Origin of the sequence: Immundisolibacter sp., from assembly GCF_041625615.1 — a bacterium.
In the GTDB taxonomy this organism is placed as follows: domain Bacteria; phylum Pseudomonadota; class Gammaproteobacteria; order Immundisolibacterales; family Immundisolibacteraceae; genus Immundisolibacter.
In genome coordinates this window covers 1-15,213 of sequence record NZ_JBFJTF010000050.1, presented here as the reverse complement: position 1 = coordinate 15,213, position 15,213 = coordinate 1, and the positions used below count along the sequence as shown (strand labels likewise).

Annotated in this window: 13 protein-coding genes and 1 pseudogene; 1 reads left to right on the top strand and 13 read right to left on the bottom strand. The window is 69.5% G+C overall.

The annotated features are described in order from the left end of the window. The 12 genes and pseudogenes from ABYX71_RS05760 to gyrA form a co-directional block, all read right to left on the bottom strand. Positions 1–166 (bottom strand): annotated as a pseudogene (locus ABYX71_RS05760) (D-glycero-beta-D-manno-heptose-7-phosphate kinase); the annotation flags it as partial. After that, entirely contained in the window at positions 159–890 is a 732-nt protein-coding gene (gene pyrF, locus ABYX71_RS05755; RefSeq protein ID WP_372695550.1) for an orotidine-5'-phosphate decarboxylase, read from the bottom strand. The gene pyrF and the pseudogene ABYX71_RS05760, both read right to left, overlap by 8 nt. Continuing rightward, positions 887–1,198, bottom strand: coding sequence for a lipopolysaccharide assembly protein LapA domain-containing protein (locus ABYX71_RS05750; protein WP_372695549.1), 312 nt, complete (start codon positions 1,196–1,198; stop codon positions 887–889). Before ABYX71_RS05750 ends, pyrF begins: the two co-directional genes overlap by 4 nt. Before the next feature lie 226 nt (positions 1,199–1,424). After that, positions 1,425–3,104, bottom strand: a complete 1,680-nt coding sequence (rpsA, locus tag ABYX71_RS05745; RefSeq protein ID WP_372695548.1) for a 30S ribosomal protein S1 — start codon at positions 3,102–3,104, stop codon at positions 1,425–1,427. A gap of 114 nt (positions 3,105–3,218) precedes the next feature. Continuing rightward, positions 3,219–3,926, bottom strand: coding sequence for a (d)CMP kinase (cmk, locus tag ABYX71_RS05740; protein ID WP_372695547.1), 708 nt, complete (start codon positions 3,924–3,926; stop codon positions 3,219–3,221). Further along, complete coding sequence (gene aroA / locus ABYX71_RS05735) at positions 3,923–5,224, bottom strand: 3-phosphoshikimate 1-carboxyvinyltransferase (protein WP_372695546.1); 1,302 nt, start codon at positions 5,222–5,224, stop codon at positions 3,923–3,925. The genes cmk and aroA overlap by 4 nt, the downstream gene beginning before the upstream one ends. 8 nt (positions 5,225–5,232) lie before the next feature. Continuing rightward, positions 5,233–6,081 (bottom strand): prephenate dehydrogenase, encoded by an 849-nt coding sequence (locus ABYX71_RS05730; protein WP_372695545.1) that lies wholly within the window; start codon positions 6,079–6,081, stop codon positions 5,233–5,235. After that, positions 6,081–7,187 (bottom strand): histidinol-phosphate transaminase, encoded by a 1,107-nt coding sequence (gene hisC / locus ABYX71_RS05725; RefSeq protein ID WP_372695544.1) that lies wholly within the window; start codon positions 7,185–7,187, stop codon positions 6,081–6,083. The genes ABYX71_RS05730 and hisC overlap by 1 nt, the downstream gene beginning before the upstream one ends. Further along, a complete protein-coding gene (pheA, locus tag ABYX71_RS05720) occupies positions 7,184–8,275 on the bottom strand; it encodes a prephenate dehydratase (RefSeq protein WP_372695543.1) in 1,092 nt (363 codons plus the stop codon). Before pheA ends, hisC begins: the two co-directional genes overlap by 4 nt. 24 nt (positions 8,276–8,299) lie before the next feature. After that, positions 8,300–9,466 (bottom strand): phosphoglycerate dehydrogenase, encoded by a 1,167-nt coding sequence (locus tag ABYX71_RS05715; protein ID WP_372695542.1) that lies wholly within the window; start codon positions 9,464–9,466, stop codon positions 8,300–8,302. A 31-nt stretch (positions 9,467–9,497) separates the two neighbouring features. Further along, the gene (serC, locus tag ABYX71_RS05710; protein WP_372695541.1) at positions 9,498–10,580 is read right to left on the bottom strand and encodes a 3-phosphoserine/phosphohydroxythreonine transaminase; all 1,083 of its coding nucleotides are present in this window, start codon (positions 10,578–10,580) and stop codon (positions 9,498–9,500) included. A 39-nt stretch (positions 10,581–10,619) separates the two neighbouring features. After that, positions 10,620–13,235, bottom strand: a complete 2,616-nt coding sequence (gyrA, locus tag ABYX71_RS05705; RefSeq protein ID WP_372695540.1) for a DNA gyrase subunit A — start codon at positions 13,233–13,235, stop codon at positions 10,620–10,622. Between the two features lie 268 nt (positions 13,236–13,503). On the opposite strand from gyrA, the gene ABYX71_RS05700 reads away from it, so the two are divergent. Beyond that, the gene (locus tag ABYX71_RS05700) at positions 13,504–14,766 is read left to right on the top strand and encodes an aldolase/citrate lyase family protein (RefSeq protein WP_372695539.1); all 1,263 of its coding nucleotides are present in this window, start codon (positions 13,504–13,506) and stop codon (positions 14,764–14,766) included. A 25-nt stretch (positions 14,767–14,791) separates the two neighbouring features. Here ABYX71_RS05700 and ABYX71_RS05695 read toward each other — a convergent pair. Further along, a partial coding sequence (locus ABYX71_RS05695; RefSeq protein WP_372695538.1) for a flagellin occupies positions 14,792–15,213 on the bottom strand: 422 nt, incomplete at its 5' end.

The following is a 15,213-nucleotide window of genomic DNA, read 5'->3' as shown; positions in this document are numbered from 1 at the left end:
CGCTGCTGCTGACCGCCACCACCGGTACCGGCGCCTCGGGCGAGATGCGGTCCACCGCGCCGTGCCAGTAGCGGTCGAGCATGGCATCGCCGATCACCAGCACCCGCAGCCCGGCCAGACGACCGAGGTCGGCGGCCGTCAGGGTGCTCACCGAACCCTCAGCCATTCGCCACGCTCGCCGCGATGGCCTCCAGCGCCCGTGCGGGATCGGCCGACGCCGTGATGGGCCGCCCGATCACCAGATAGCTGGCGCCCGCGGCAAGCGCGGCCGCGGGTGCCAATGTCCGCCGCTGATCGTCGCGGGCGTCCTGCGCGCTGCGAATGCCCGGCGTCACCAACACGAACTGCGCACCCAGTGCCGCGCGAAGCGGCGCAATCTCCAACGGTGAACACACCACGCCGTCCAGGCCGGCCTCGGCGCAACGCCGTGCCAGCAGCTCGACCCGCGCGGCCGCCGCGCCCGGCATGTCGACCGCCGCCAGTTCGGCGGCGTCCAGGCTGGTCAGCACGGTGACGCCGGTCAGCAAGGGCCGGCGGGCGACACCGGCCACGGCCTCGGCGGCCGCCGCCAGCATGCGTGGACCGCCACTGGCGTGCACGTTAATCATCCACACGCCCAGTGCCGCGGCACTGCGGCAGGCCGCCGCCACGGTGTTTGGAATGTCGTGAAACTTGAGGTCCAGGAACACCTCGAAGCCCCGCGCCTGCAGCGCCTCCACGGCCGCCGGACCGGCGGCCGTGAACAGCTCCATGCCGACCTTGTGCCGGCACAAGGCCGGATCGAGCATGGCCGCCAGTTCCAGCGCGCTGCCGACATCCGGCCGGTCCACCGCCACCACGATGGGTGTGCGGGTGACCGTTGCGGCGCCGGCCAAACCGGCGGCGCTCACGGCGCGGGCGCGCCGGAACCGACGTCGGCGTCGGCCTCGGCTTCCAGCATGCGCACCCGCTCATCAAGGTGGCGCTCACGCGCCTGTGCCCGTCGCAGGTCCCTGCCCCGCCGCCAGCGGCCCGGCAGGGCCGCCAGCCAGCCGATCAACATGCCGACACCGGCCACCACGAGCACCAGGTAGGCGAGTGGCAGATCACCGGCGCCGAGCAGGTAGTTGATGTGCACCGGTTGCGTGTTGACGCTGGCGAACAGCCCGGCAGTGACCGCCACCAGCAGCAGGATGGCCCATCGCAGAATACGTCTCACGCCGCCTCCTGAAACGAAAAACGGCATGGCCACAGCCATGCCGCTTGGGACGGGTCACGGGTGGAACGGGGAACACCGCCAGCGGCGCCCCCCGCCGTCCCCGCAAACCGAGGATGGCTTGGGCGAGCGCCGCACGCTGGTCCGGCGCCCCGCACAGATCGCAGCGGGTCCTCCCCGCCGCGATCACGTCGAAAAAGGGTGTACTTGCCCTTTTTCAACGTCCCACTCAGTTACCGCCGCGGTCGCCCAGGTGTTCCTTGAGCAGATCGCCCAGGCTGGTGGTACCGGTCACGTTGGTGGAACGGTAATCGTCCACCGCGGCGGTCTCGTCCTTGATCTCCTGCGCGCGGACCGACAGCTGGATGCTGCGCGAGCGGCCATCGGTGGCGATGATCATGGCCTCGATCTCGTCGCCGACCTTCACCACCTCGGTCGCGTCCTTGACACGCTCCTGCGAGATGTCGCCGGCCTTGATGGTGCCCTCGACCCCGTCGGCCAGCTCGATCACCGCAAAGCGCGGCTCGACCTGGGTGACCTTGCCGGTGACGCGGGTGCCACGCGGGTTGGCGGCCAGGTAATCGGACCAGGCGTCGCCCTCGACCTGCTTCATGCCCAGCGAGATGCGCTCGCGGTCCGGGTCCACCAGCAGCACCACGGCATCGACCAGGTCGCCCTTCTTGAGGTCGCGAATCGCTTCCTCGCCCGGCTTGTCCCAGGAGATGTCGGTCAGATGCACGAGGCCGTCGATGCCGCCGTCGAGCTCCACGAACACGCCGAAGTCGGTGATCGACTTGATGCGCCCGCTGACCTTGTCACCCTTGCGGTGCAGCGCAGCGAACTCTTCCCACGGATTCATGCGGCACTGCTTCATGCCCAGCGAGATACGCCGGCGCTCGCTGTCGACGTCGAGGATCATCACCTCGACCTGATCGCCAGGCTGCACCACCTTCGACGGCTGCACGTTGCGGTTGGTCCAGTCCATTTCGGACATGTGGACCAGACCCTCGACACCGTCCTCGATCTCCACGAAGCAGCCGTAGTCGGTCACGTTGGTCACGGTGCCGAACAGCTTGGTCGCCACCGGGTAGCGGCGGTCGATGTTGACCCACGGGTCTTCCTGCAGCTGCTTCAGACCCAGCGAGACACGCACGCGCTCGCGGTCGAACTTGAGGATCTTCACGTCCAGCTCGTCGCCGACCTTCACCACCTCGCTCGGATGGCGCACGCGCTTCCAGGCCATGTCGGTGACGTGCAGCAGGCCGTCGATACCGCCCAGGTCCACAAAGGCGCCGTAGTCGGTGAGGTTCTTGACGATGCCGTGCTTGATCTGCCCCTCTTCCAGGCTCTCGATCAGCGCGCGGCGCTCCTCGACGTAGCTCTCCTCGAGCACGGCGCGGCGCGAAACCACGACGTTGTTGCGCTTGCGGTCGAGCTTGATGACCTTGAACTGGATCTCGCGACCTTCCAGGTGCGTCACGTCGCGCACCGGGCGGATATCGACCAGCGAACCCGGCAGGAACGCCCGCACGTCGCCGACCATGACGGTGAAGCCGCCCTTGACCTTGTCGGTGATGACACCGTCGATCGGCTCGGCCTTCTCGAAGGCGTCCTCGAGCACGATCCACTGCTTGTTCAGGCGCGCTTCCTCGCGCGACAGCACGGTCTCGCCGTAGCCGTCCTCGATGGCCTTGAGGGCCACCTCGACCACGTCACCAATGCCGACTTCCAGCTCGCCCTGGTCGTTGCGGAACTCCTGCACCGCGATCAGGGCTTCGGACTTCAGCCCGGCGTGCACGGTTATGAAGTTGTCGTCCATGTCGACGACGGTGGCTTTGACGATGGAGCCCGGCTGCAGCTTCTTGTGCGACAGGCTCTCTTCCAGAAGGGCGGCAAACGATTCAGTCATAGGGGTTGATGGTCGAAGTGATGAAGACGGATCCGTTGTCCGCGTCGGCTGGTTAACTGCGCTGTCTGCGACGGCTTTCGCCACGCTACGGAAAACGCCGGTACCGCACCTGCCTCATTCCGGCAGACCGGCACCGTCCGTCAGACCGCGCTCCTTGCAATACCCGGCAATCCGGGCACATACCTGCTGCGCCGTTAGGTCGCTGCTGTCGATGACGACGGCATCGTCCGCCGGGCGTAGCGGCGCGGCAACCCGCTGCGCATCCTGTGCATCGCGGCGCCGCAAATCATCCAAAATGTCGTCAAGACTAGCATTGACACCGGCGGCGCTCAACTGTAGCCAGCGACGGTGTGCCCGCTGTTCCGCGCTGGCGGTCAGGAAGACCTTCAGCGGCGCGTCCTGGAACACCACCGTGCCCATGTCGCGCCCCTCCGCCACCAGGCCCGGCGCCCGCGCGAACGCCCGCTGCAACGGCAGCAGCCGGGCACGCACACCTGCGTGCACCGCCAGGCGGGAGGCATTGCGGGCGCAGGACTCTTCACGGATGGCGCGGCTCACGTCGGCGCCGTCCAACAGCACCTGCAACCGATCGTCGTGCAGCTGAAACGCGATGCGCAAGGTCGGCACACACGCGCTCAAGGCCGCGTCGTTGTCCAGATCGACGCCGTCGCGCTGCGCAGCCAGGGCCAGCAGCCGGTACAGCGCGCCACTGTCCAGGTAATGCCAGCCCAGCTGCCGGGCCAGCAGCACACTGACCGTGCCCTTGCCGGCGCCACCGGGACCATCCAGGGTCACCACCGGAGCCGGCAGCGGCGCGCTCATGCCACCTCGATGGGCAGGCCGAGGCCGCGCATCAGTTCGACATAGCCCGGGAAGGACGTGCCGACGTTGATGCAGTCCCGGATGTGCACCGGTCCGGTGGCACGCAGCCCGGCCAGGCTGAAGGCCATGGCGATGCGGTGATCGCCGTGGCTGTCCACTACGCCACCGCGCATGTCGCCGCCGGTGATGCGCAGACCGTCCGGCAACGCCTGCACGGCCACACCGAGGGCCGCCAGCCCGTTGGCGATGGCGGCGATGCGGTCGCTTTCCTTGACACGCAGTTCCTCGGCGCCGGTGATCAGGGTTTCACCCTGGGCGCAGGCGGCGGCCACGGCAATCGCCGGAAACTCGTCGATGGCCAGCGGCACCAGATGCTCCGGCACGTGGATGCCGCGCAATGCCGAGGAACGGGCGCGGATGTCGGCCACCGGCTCGGCGCCCGCCTCGCGCGGGTTCTCCAGCGCGATGTCGGCGCCCATGGCGCGCAGGATGTCGAGAATGCCGGTACGCGTCGGGTTGATGCCGACGTTCTCGATCAGCACCTCGCCGTGCGCGGCGATCAGCGCCGCCACCAGCGGAAAGGCGGCCGACGAGATGTCACCCGGAATGGCGAAGCGCACCGCGCGCAGCGGCTCGCGGCCACCTTCGATGCACACGCGGGCACCGTCGCGCTGCACCGGCCGCCCGAACGCCGCCAGCATGCGCTCGGTGTGATCGCGTGTCGGGGCCGGCTCGGTGACGCAGGTGCGCCCACCGGCATACAGCCCGGCCAGCAGCAGACATGACTTGACCTGCGCACTGGCCATCGGCAGCACGTAGTCGATACCGCGCAGGTCGGCGGCCGGGCGCAGCGTCAGCGGCGGCGTGTCGCCCTCGGCGGCGGTGATGTCCGCACCCATCTGGCGCAGCGGGGCCATCACCCGCCGCATCGGACGGCGCGACAGCGATGCATCACCGACCAGCGTGACGCCGAACGGCTGCCCGGCCATGAGGCCGGCCAGCAGACGCATCCCGGTGCCCGCGTTGCCCATGTCGAGCGGCCCCGCCGGCGGTCGCAGGCCACCGAGCCCCACGCCGCGCACCGTCAGCACGCCCTCGTGCGGCCCGTCGATGGCCACGCCCATGGCGCGGAACGCCGCCGCCGTGGCCAGGGTGTCGGCACCCGCCAGAAAGCCCTCGAAGCGGCTTTCGCCGTCCGCCAAGGCCGCCAGCATCACCGCACGATGCGAAATGGACTTGTCACCCGGCACGCGGCAGCGCCCGCTGATGGCCCGCCCGTTGTCGACTCGAAATTCCACGCCTTACCTCAGGCCGGCGGCAGGCGCCGGTGAGCGTCCTGCACGGCGGCAAACAATTTGCCAAGTCGGGCTTCATCGCCCGCGTCGATGGCCGCCGCCAGTTCACCCAGGCGCTCCAGATAACGGTGCAGCGCCAGACTCAGCTGGGCCCGGTTGGCCAACGCCACATCGCGCCACAGCACCGGATCGCTGCCGGCCAGGCGCGTCATGCCACGAAACCCGCTGCCGATCAGCTGCGCCAGCGCCCCGTCGCCGGCTTCGGCAAACTGCCCCATCAGGGTGTAGGACAGCATCTGCGGCAGGTGACTGGTCAGCGCCAGCGCCGCGTCATGCGCCTGGGGCGTCATCGTCAGCACCTGTGCACCCACCTGCCGCCACAGGTCGCTGACACGCTCGACAGCGGCCGGATCGGTGTCGGCGGTCGGCGTCAGTACCACCCGGCGACCGGCGAACAGACCCTCGACACTGGCCGCAAAGCCGCTGTGCTCGGTGCCGGCGATGGGATGGCCGGGCACGAAATGGGCCGGCAGGTGCCCGCCGCACGCGGCGGCGATGTCGCGCACCACCGAACCCTTGGTGCTGCCGACGTCCGTGACCACGGTACCGGCCGACACATGCGGCCGTATGCGGACATAGGTTTCACGCAGCGCGCCGACCGGCACGCCCAGCACCACCAGTTCCGCCGCTGCCAGGGCGCTATCCCAATCCTCGGCCACTGCATCGACCAGGCCCTGCTCCCTCGCCGGCGCCAGGCGCGCGGCATCGCGCCCGCAGGCCGTGACGGTGTGCCCGGCGCGGCGCAGATCGCGCGCCAGCGAGCCGCCGATCAGCCCCAGGCCAACGATGACGACGTGCATCAGCGGGCTCCCAGCGCCCGTGGCAACGCCGCCACGAGACGCTCCATCTGCGCCGCCGTGCCGATGGTGATGCGAAGGTGCCGCGGCATGTCGTACGGAGCCAGCGGACGCACGATGATGCCTTCGCGCAGCAACGCCTCGAACACCGGTGCCGCCGGGCGTCCGACATCGACGCTGATGAAGTTGCCGACCGAGGGAATGAAGTCCAGCCCCAGCCGCTGGCAGGTCTCGGCCAGAGCTGTCAGGCCCGCAAGGTTCAGCGCGCGCGAGCGCCGCACGTGCTCGGCGTCATCCAGCGCCGCCGCGCCGGCCGCCAGCGCCAGGTTGTTGACCGTGAACGGCTCGCGCAGGCGGTTGAGCAGGTCCGCCATCTCGACGCTGGCCACGCCGTACCCCAGACGCAGCCCCGCCAGGCCGTAAATCTTCGAGAACGTACGCGAAACCAGTAGATTGGGAAACTCCGCCAGCCACGGAATACCGTCCGGGTACTGCGGATGCTCCACGTACTCGCAGTAGGCCTCGTCCAGCACCACCACGACGTGTGACGGCAGCGAGCTCACGAAGGCATGCAGCGCGTCCGCGGTGTGCCAGGTACCGGTCGGGTTGTTGGGGTTGGCAATGAAGACCAGCCGTGTGCGGTCGGTCACCGCCTCGCGCATGGCCGGCAGGTCGGCCCCCCAGTCCCGCGCCGGCACCGTCACCACCCGGCCGCCGGCGCCGACCGCCTCGGTGGTGAAGATGGCGAACGCGTACTGCGCCACCACCACCTCGTCGCCCGGACTCACGAAGGCGCGTGCCACCAGCTGCAGGACCTCGTTCGACCCATTGCCGAGTACCAGCTGATCGGGCCGAACACCGAGCCGGCCCGACAGGACCCGCTTGAGCTCGAAGCCGTGACTGTCCGGATACAGGGCAACGTCGTCCAGGGCCGCACGGGCGGCGGCAAGGCCCAGCGGGCTCGCGCCCAGCGGGTTCTCGTTGGACGCCAGCTTGATGGCATCGTGGATGCCGTACTCGCGCTCAAGCTCCGACAGCGGCTTGCCCGGCTGATAGGGCTGCAGCGCGCGCACGCCCGGCGTGGCCAGCCCGCGGACCGAGCGGCTCACGCGCTGTCTCCCGCCACCCGCGGGTACGACCCCAGTACCTTGCACAGCGTGGTGACCTCGCGCAGCTCGCCCAGGGCCTGCTGCACCGGGGCGTCGTGCAGGTGGCCCTCGATATCGATGAAGAACACGTACTGCCAGCGGCCGGTGCGGGCCGGGCGCGATTCGATGCGGGTCATGGACAGGCCATGCCGGCGCAACGGTTCCAGCAGCGCGGCCAGCGCCCCCGGCCGGTTACCGGTGGACAGCAGCAGCGAGGTCTTGTCGCGGCCGGACGGCCGCGTGTCCTGCCTGCCGATCACCAGAAAGCGCGTGGTGTTGCCCGGCTCGTCCTCGATGTTGGCGGCCAGACGCGGCAACGCGTACAGGCGCCCGGCGGACTCGCCCGCGATGGCCGCCGCGCCCGCTTCACCGGCCGCCCGGCGGGCGGCTTCGGCGTTGCTGCTGACCGCCTCGGTGCGCACCCCGGGCAGGTGCCCGGCCAGCCAGCGCCGGCACTGTGCCAGCGACTGGGCGTGCGAGTACACGACGCCGATGCCCGCCATGTCGGTGGCGCCGCTCAGCAGCTGCTGATGCACGGCCAGCTCCACCTCTCCGCACACCTTCAGCGGCGAGTGCAGGAACATGTCCAGGGTATGGGTGACCGCACCCTCGGTGGAATTCTCGATCGGCACCACGCCGTAGTCGGCGGCGCCGGCGTCCACCTCGCGAAACACCTGTTCGATGGTGGCCTGCGGCAGGCAATTGACCGCCTGACCGAAGTGCTTTTGCGTGGCATCCTGCGAAAACGTGCCCGGCGGCCCCAGATACGCCACCGTCAACGGCCGTTCCAGGGCCAGACAGGCCGACATGATCTCGCGAAAGATCCCGGTCACCGCCGCCTCGGGCAACGGTCCCGGATTGGCCGCCGCCAGGCGGCGCAAGACCTGTGCCTCACGCTCGGGCCGGTAGAAGGCGTCGTCGCCGGCGCGCTGCTTGACCTCGGCCACCTGCTGCGCGCAGCGCGCGCGCTGCGAGAGCAGACGCAACAGCTCGTCATCCAGCGCGTCGATGCGCTGACGCAGCCCTCCCAGGTCGCCGTCTTCGCTCATGCCTCCCCCTGCCCGCGCGTCACTTCAGGGACAGCGCACCGCCAGCACGCCCTCGATGGTACGCAGCCGCGCCAGCAGCTCGGCCGGCAGCGGCCGGTCCACGTCCACCAGGGTGTAGGCGAGGTCGCCCTTGGACTTGTTGATCATGTCGATGATGTTAAGCCCGGCTTCGGCCAGGGCCGTGGTGATCTGGCCGACCATGTTCGGCACGTTGGCGTTGACCACCGCCAGGCGCACCCCACCCTCGGCGCGCGGCATGACCACCCACGGAAAGTTCACCGCGTTGGTGATGTTGCCGTTCTCGATGTAGTCGCGCACCTGGTCGGCCACCATCACGGCGCAATTCTCTTCCGCCTCGGACGTGGAGGCGCCCAGGTGCGGCAGCGCAATCACGCGCGGGTGGCCGATCAGGCCCGGCTTCGGAAAATCGCTCACGTAGTAATGCACCTGCCCCGTCTCCAGGGCGGCGGCGACGGCGTCGGTGTCGACGATACCGGCCCGCGCGAAGTTCAGAACCGTCAGGCCAGGTCGCGCCAGGCGCAGCGTGTCGCTGTTGGCCAGACCGCGGGTGTGCTCGTTCAGGGGCACGTGGAAGGTAATGAAGTCGGCGCGGCTGAACACGGCCTCCACGCTCGGCGCGCGCTCCACCTCGGCGGACAGCTGCCAGGCGCCCTCGACGGTGATGCCCGGGTCGTAGCCGACCACCTTCATGCCCAGCGCCAGCGCGGCATTGGCCACCTGGCGGCCGATGGCGCCCAGCCCCACCACGCCCAGCGTACGGCCGGGCAGCTCGAAGCCGGCGTACTGCTTCTTGCCGGCCTCGACCGCGTGTTCCACGGTCTGGTTGTCGCCTTCGAGCGCCTGCGTGTAGGCCCAGGCCTGGCAGATGTTGCGTGCGGCCAGCAGCAGGCCGGCGATCACCAGTTCCTTGACGGCGTTGGCGTTGGCGCCCGGCGCGTTGAACACCGGTATGCCGCGCGCCGACATGGCCGCCACGGGAATGTTGTTGACACCGGCGCCGGCGCGGCCAACGGCCAGCAGCGAGGCGGGAATGTCCATGCTGTGCAGGTCGGCCGAGCGCAGCAGGATGGCATCCGGCTCCGCCAGATCCTTGCCGGTCTGGTAACGGTCGGCCGGCAGGCGCGCCAGGCCCGCCTTGGCAATGTTGTTCAGGGTGAGGATTCGATACATGACAGATTCCGTGGACGGTGCGATGAGCGCGTCAGCCGTGGCGGCGCTCGAAGTCGATCATGAACTCGACCAGCGCCTGCACGCCGGCACGCGGCATGGCGTTGTAGATGCTGGCGCGCATGCCGCCGACACTGCGATGCCCCTTCAGCTGCACCAGTCCGGCCTGCTTGGATTCGGCCAGGAAGGTGGCATCGAGGTCGGCATCGGCCAGCGTGAACGGCACGTTCATGCGTGAGCGACTGGCCAGCTCGGTGGGACAGCTGTAGAAGCCGCTGCGATCGAGCACGTCATACAGCAACTGCGCCTTGTCGACGTTGGCCTGCTCCACCGCCGCCAGGCCGCCCTGGGCCAGCAGATGCTTGAACACCAGACCCGCCACGTAGATGGCGAAGGTCGGCGGCGTGTTGTAGGCCGAGTCGTTCTCGGCGTGGATGGCGTAGTCGAGCAGCGTCGGCGCCCCCCCGCGGCAGCGGCCGATCAGGTCCTCGCGCACGATCACCAGCGTCAGCCCGGCCGGGCCGATGTTCTTCTGCGCGCCGGCGTAGATCAGGCCATAACGCCCGACATCGACCGGCCGCGACAAAATGTTGCTCGACGCATCCGCCACCAGCGGCACGGCACCGGTGTCCGGCGTGTAGTGGTACTCGGTGCCGAAGATGGTGTTGTTGCTGGTGATGTGCACATAGGCGGCCTGCGGGTCGAGCGTCAGCTCGTCCTGCCCCGGGATGCGATTGAAGTTGGTCTCGGCGCTGCTGGCGGCAACCTTTACCGTGCCGTAGCGCTTGGCCTCGGCTACCGCCTTCTTGGACCACGAACCGGTCACCACGTAATCGGCACTGGCGCCGACCGGCATCAGGTTCAGCGGCACCATGGCGAACTGCAGGGTGGCGCCCCCCTGCAGGAACAGCACCCTGTAGTTGTCCGGGATGCCCATCAGGCTGCGCAGGTCGGCTTCCGCCTCGGCCTGGATGGCCATGAACTCCTTGCCGCGATGGCTCATCTCCATCACCGACATGCCGCTGCCGTGCCAGTCCAGCAGTTCGTCACGCACCTGCGCCAGCACCGGCTCCGGCAATGCCGCCGGCCCGGCGCTGAAGTTGAATACTCGCGCCATCGCTCGATCTCTCCAAAAAGCGGGCACCCGGCCCCGGTCTCAGGCTTCGGGTGGTTCGTCGTCAGGACCGGCGACCGAAGCGTCGACGGCGTCGGGCTCCTCCGCGTCCAGCGCCGCGGCGGCCTCGGTTTCCTCGGGCACCACCACGGCCAGACCGGCCAACAGCTCACCGTCGCCGACACCCATCAGCTTCACGCCCTGGGTATTGCGGCCGAGCACCGAGATGCTGACGCTGCGGGTGCGGATGGCGGTGCCGGCGTTGGTCACCAGCATCACTTCGCTTTCGTCTGTCACCTGCACCGCACCGACCACCGGCCCGTTGCGGGCGGAAGTCTGGATGGAGATGACGCCCATGCCGCCGCGGCCGCGCAACGGATACTCGTCCAGCGGCGTGCGCTTGCCGTACCCGTTGGCCGTGACGGTGAGAATGTCACCTTCCGGCTGCGCCACCACCATGCCGATCATGGCCTGATCCTCGCGCAGGTTCATGCCCCGCACGCCGCGCGCACCGCGCCCCATGACGCGCACGTCGCGCTCGTCGAAGCGCATCACCTTGCCGTCGTCGCTGAACAGCATGACGTGGTCATCGCCATCGGTCAGCGCCACCGCCACCAGCGCATCGCCCTCGACGATGTCGAGGGCGATGATGCCGGCGCTGCGCGGGCGCGAGTAATCGGCCAGCGCGGTTTTCTTCACCAGCCCGCGGCGGGTGGCGAACACCACGTAACGGTGGGCGGCGAACTCGCGCACCGCCAGCACCGCGCTGATGCGTTCGCCTTCTTCCAGCGGCAGCAGGTTGACGATGGGCCGGCCACGACTGCCCGAACCAGCCAGCGGCAGTTCATACACCTTGCGCCAGTACACCTTGCCGGCACTGGAGAAGCACAGCAGCGTGTCGTGGCTGCTGGCCACGAACAGGCGCTCGATGAAGTCCTCTTCCTTGACGCGCGCCGCTGCCCGGCCACGGCCACCGCGATGCTGGGAACGGTACTCGCTGACCGGCTGCGCCTTGACGTACCCCTGGTGCGAGAACGTGACCACCAGGTCCTGCTCGGCGATCAGGTCCTCGGACGTCAGATCGATGCGCTCGGCGACGATCTGCGTGCGCCGGGCGTCGCCATACTGGTCGCGCACCTCCAGCAACTCGCGCCGGATCTCCGTCAACAGGCGCGTGTCGCTGCCCAGGATGTCCAGCAGGTCGGCGATCTGCGCCGTCAGATCCCCGTATTCGTCGACGATCTTGTCGCGCTCGAGGCCGGTCAGGCGCTGCAGGCGCATGTCCAGGATGGCCTGGGCCTGACGTTCGCTGAGGTAGTAGACGCCGTCCACCAGGCCGCGCCCGGCCTCGGACGGGCGGTCCTTGTCGGCGGCCAGGGCCCGGGCCAGCATCTCGCCGACGAAGCCCGGCGTGAACCCCTCGGCGGTCAGTTTGCCGCGCGCCTCCTCCGTGGTCTGCGACCCGCGCACGAGCTCGATCACCCGCTCGATGTTGGCCAGCGCGACGGCCAGTCCTTCGAGGATGTGCAGGCGCTCGCGGGCCTTGCGCAGGGCGAACAGGCTGCGCCGGCTCACCACCTCGCGGCGGTGGCGGATGAAGGCTTCCAGCACCTCGTGCAGGGTCAGCTGGCGCGGCTGGCCGTCGACCAGCGCCACCATGTTGATGCCGAACACCGACTGCAGCTGCGTCAGCTGGTACAGGTGGTTCAGCACCACCTCCGGCACCTCGCCGCGGCGCAGCTCGATGACCGCCCGCATGCCGTCCTTGTCGGACTCGTCGCGGATCTCGGACACGCCCTCCAGGCGCTTTTCCTTGACCAGTTCGGCGACTTTCTCCAGCAGGTGCGCCTTGTTGACCTGGTACGGCAACTCGACGATGACCAGGCTGGCCTTGCCGGTCTTGCTGTCTTCCTCGATCTCGACCTTGGCGCGCAGGTAGATCTTGCCGCGGCCGGTGGCGTAGGCCTCGCGGATGCCGGTGGCGCCGTTGATGCTCGCCGCCGTCGGGAAGTCCGGCCCCGGCAGGTGCGCCATCAGGCCGTCGAGGTCGATCGCCGGATCGTCGATCAGCGCCACGCAGGCGTTGATCACCTCGACCAGGTTGTGCGGCGGAATGTTGGTCGCCATGCCAACGGCAATGCCGGTGGCGCCATTGACCAGCAGGTTCGGCAGGCGCGAGGGCAGCACCGCCGGCTCGCGTTCCTTGCCGTCGTAATTCGGCACGAAGTCGACCGTATCCATGTCGATATCGGCCAGCAGCTCGCTGGCGATACGCGACAGGCGCGATTCCGTGTAACGCATGGCGGCCGGCGAGTCACCGTCCACCGAACCGAAATTGCCCTGGCCGTCGATCAGCGGATAGCGCAGCGAGAACGGCTGCGCCATGCGAACCAGCGTGTCGTAGATGGCCGAGTCGCCGTGCGGGTGGTATTTACCCATCACGTCACCGACCACACGGGCGCTCTTCACATGCGCGCGATTCCAGTGATGGCCGGACTCGTGCATGGCGTACAGCACACGCCGGTGCACCGGCTTCAGGCCGTCCTTCACATCTGGCAAGGCGCGACCGACGATCACGCTCATGGCGTAATCGAGGTAGGAGCGCTTGAGCTCGTCCTCGATGTTGGCGGCAATAATTTCGCGGGCGAACTCGGTCATGGCGTCGCCAGTGGTGAGGGGCCGGATTACGAGTCGATCCGCCGGCGCGCAAGGACGACGGCACCGACCCCGACGCGCGCCGGCCGTGGCCGGTTGACGGGGTCCCGCCGCGGCATGAAAGCGCAACGATGGCGCTGTTTCGCCGGGGTCGACTCAGCGGTGAATTCTAGCACACGGGCCCTCCCGAGACCCGGCGCGTGACCCCGCAGCGACCCGCGATGCCGTTTCCCTAAAATGTCCCGCCCGTTGACCTGCCACCGAGACTGTCGTGACCGAAAACACGCTTGCTGCCATCACCGCCGACGCCCGGCGCGCGCGCGCCGCGCTGCTGGCCGGCCACACCGGCGAGCGCCGGGACCTGCCGCTGCGCTACTGGCGCCAGCAGGTGCACTTCACCACGCCGGCCAGCGGCACGCCGGCCAAGGCGTTGACCGCGCTGCGTGCCGTGCCCCGACTGCTCGAACGTCTCGACCTGTCCGTCGAGGCCGTGGCCGAGCACCTGGGCGTCGAGCCCGCTCCCCTGGCGAGCGTGCTCGACGGCGACGGCCGCCCGCCGGCCGTGCTGCTTGACGCCGAGGATGCCGTGGCCGATACCGCCGAGGCGGCCCGGCAGGCACGCAGCGGCGCGGCAGCCTGCTTCGCGGATGCCGACTGGGGGCACACGCTGCGCCTGTTTCGCCCGGCCGGACTGGCGCTCGACGGCTGCATCGACGACCTGACGCACGTGCTCACGGCGGTGGCGACCCACCCCACGGCGGCCTTCCCCATCGATGCCATCATGTGGCCGAAAGTCGAGCATGCCGACGAAATCGCCTGGGTATCCGGCCTGCTCGCCCGCCTGGAGGATCACCTCGGCCTGGCCAGCGGCAGCATCCGCCTGCAGTTCCTGGTCGAGTCGGCGCGCGCCGTGCAGTGCCTCCCGGAACTGGCCGAGGCCGCCGGCACGCGGCTGAGCGGCATCGTCTGGGGTATCGCCGACTACAGCGCCGACATCGGCCTGCCGCAGATCCGCAACGACCACCCGGCCTGCGACTGGGCCCGCTGCGCTCTGATCAACACCGCCGGCGCCTGCGGCGTGCCGGCCATCGACAGCATGACGCTGAACTACCCGACGCCGCTGCACCGTGGCCAGGGCCTGAGCGCGGACCAGCGCGCGCAGAACCGCGCCAAGGTGCTGGCCGCGCTGGCGCAGGTCTACCAGGACGCCCGCCACGGCATCGATCTGGGCATGAGTGGCAAATGGGTCGGCCACCCGCTGCAGGCCTGGCTGGTGCTGGCCGCCTACCGCACGGCGCTGGCGCCGGAACAGCTGGACCGCGACCTGGCCGATATCGAGGCCTACCGCCGCGCGGTTGCCGGCGGCAGCGGCGCCGCCATCATCGGCGAGGGCATGAACGCCTACATGGCCGACCGCGCCAGCGACCGCCACGTGCGGGCGCGCCTGCGCCGGGCCGCCGCCTGGGGCCTGCTGGACCCGGCACGCGCCCTGGCCCTCGGCCTGATCACGCCGCAGGAACGCGCGCAGCTGTAGGCCCGCGACGGCGCGCCAGCGGCCGTCAGCGCAGGTAGTTGAACAGCGACAGGCTGGCCAGGCGCGTGAAGGTTTCCTGGACCGCCTGCAACGCGGTCAGGTTCCTGGCCAGGCGCGTGGACGCCTCGGCGTAGTCCAGATCCCGCACATCCGACAGCGCCTGTTCGATCTGCAGGCGGGCGCCGGCATTGGCGTCTGCCGCCACCTCGACGGCCCTCAGGCGCGAGCCGACATCGGCCCGCACCGACGACACGTGGACCAGCTGCTGATCCAGCTGCTCGATGCTGCGGTTGAGCCGGTTGACCTGCGCCGTGCGCAGCTGCGGGCCGCCATCGGCCAAGCGCAGCGCCTCGGCCAGCTCCGACAGCGCCGCGAACATGTCCTGTCGCGGGGCCGGCTTCACGCTGATCACGTCACCGTCGCCCGGCGTGCCGGACAGGCTCAGCG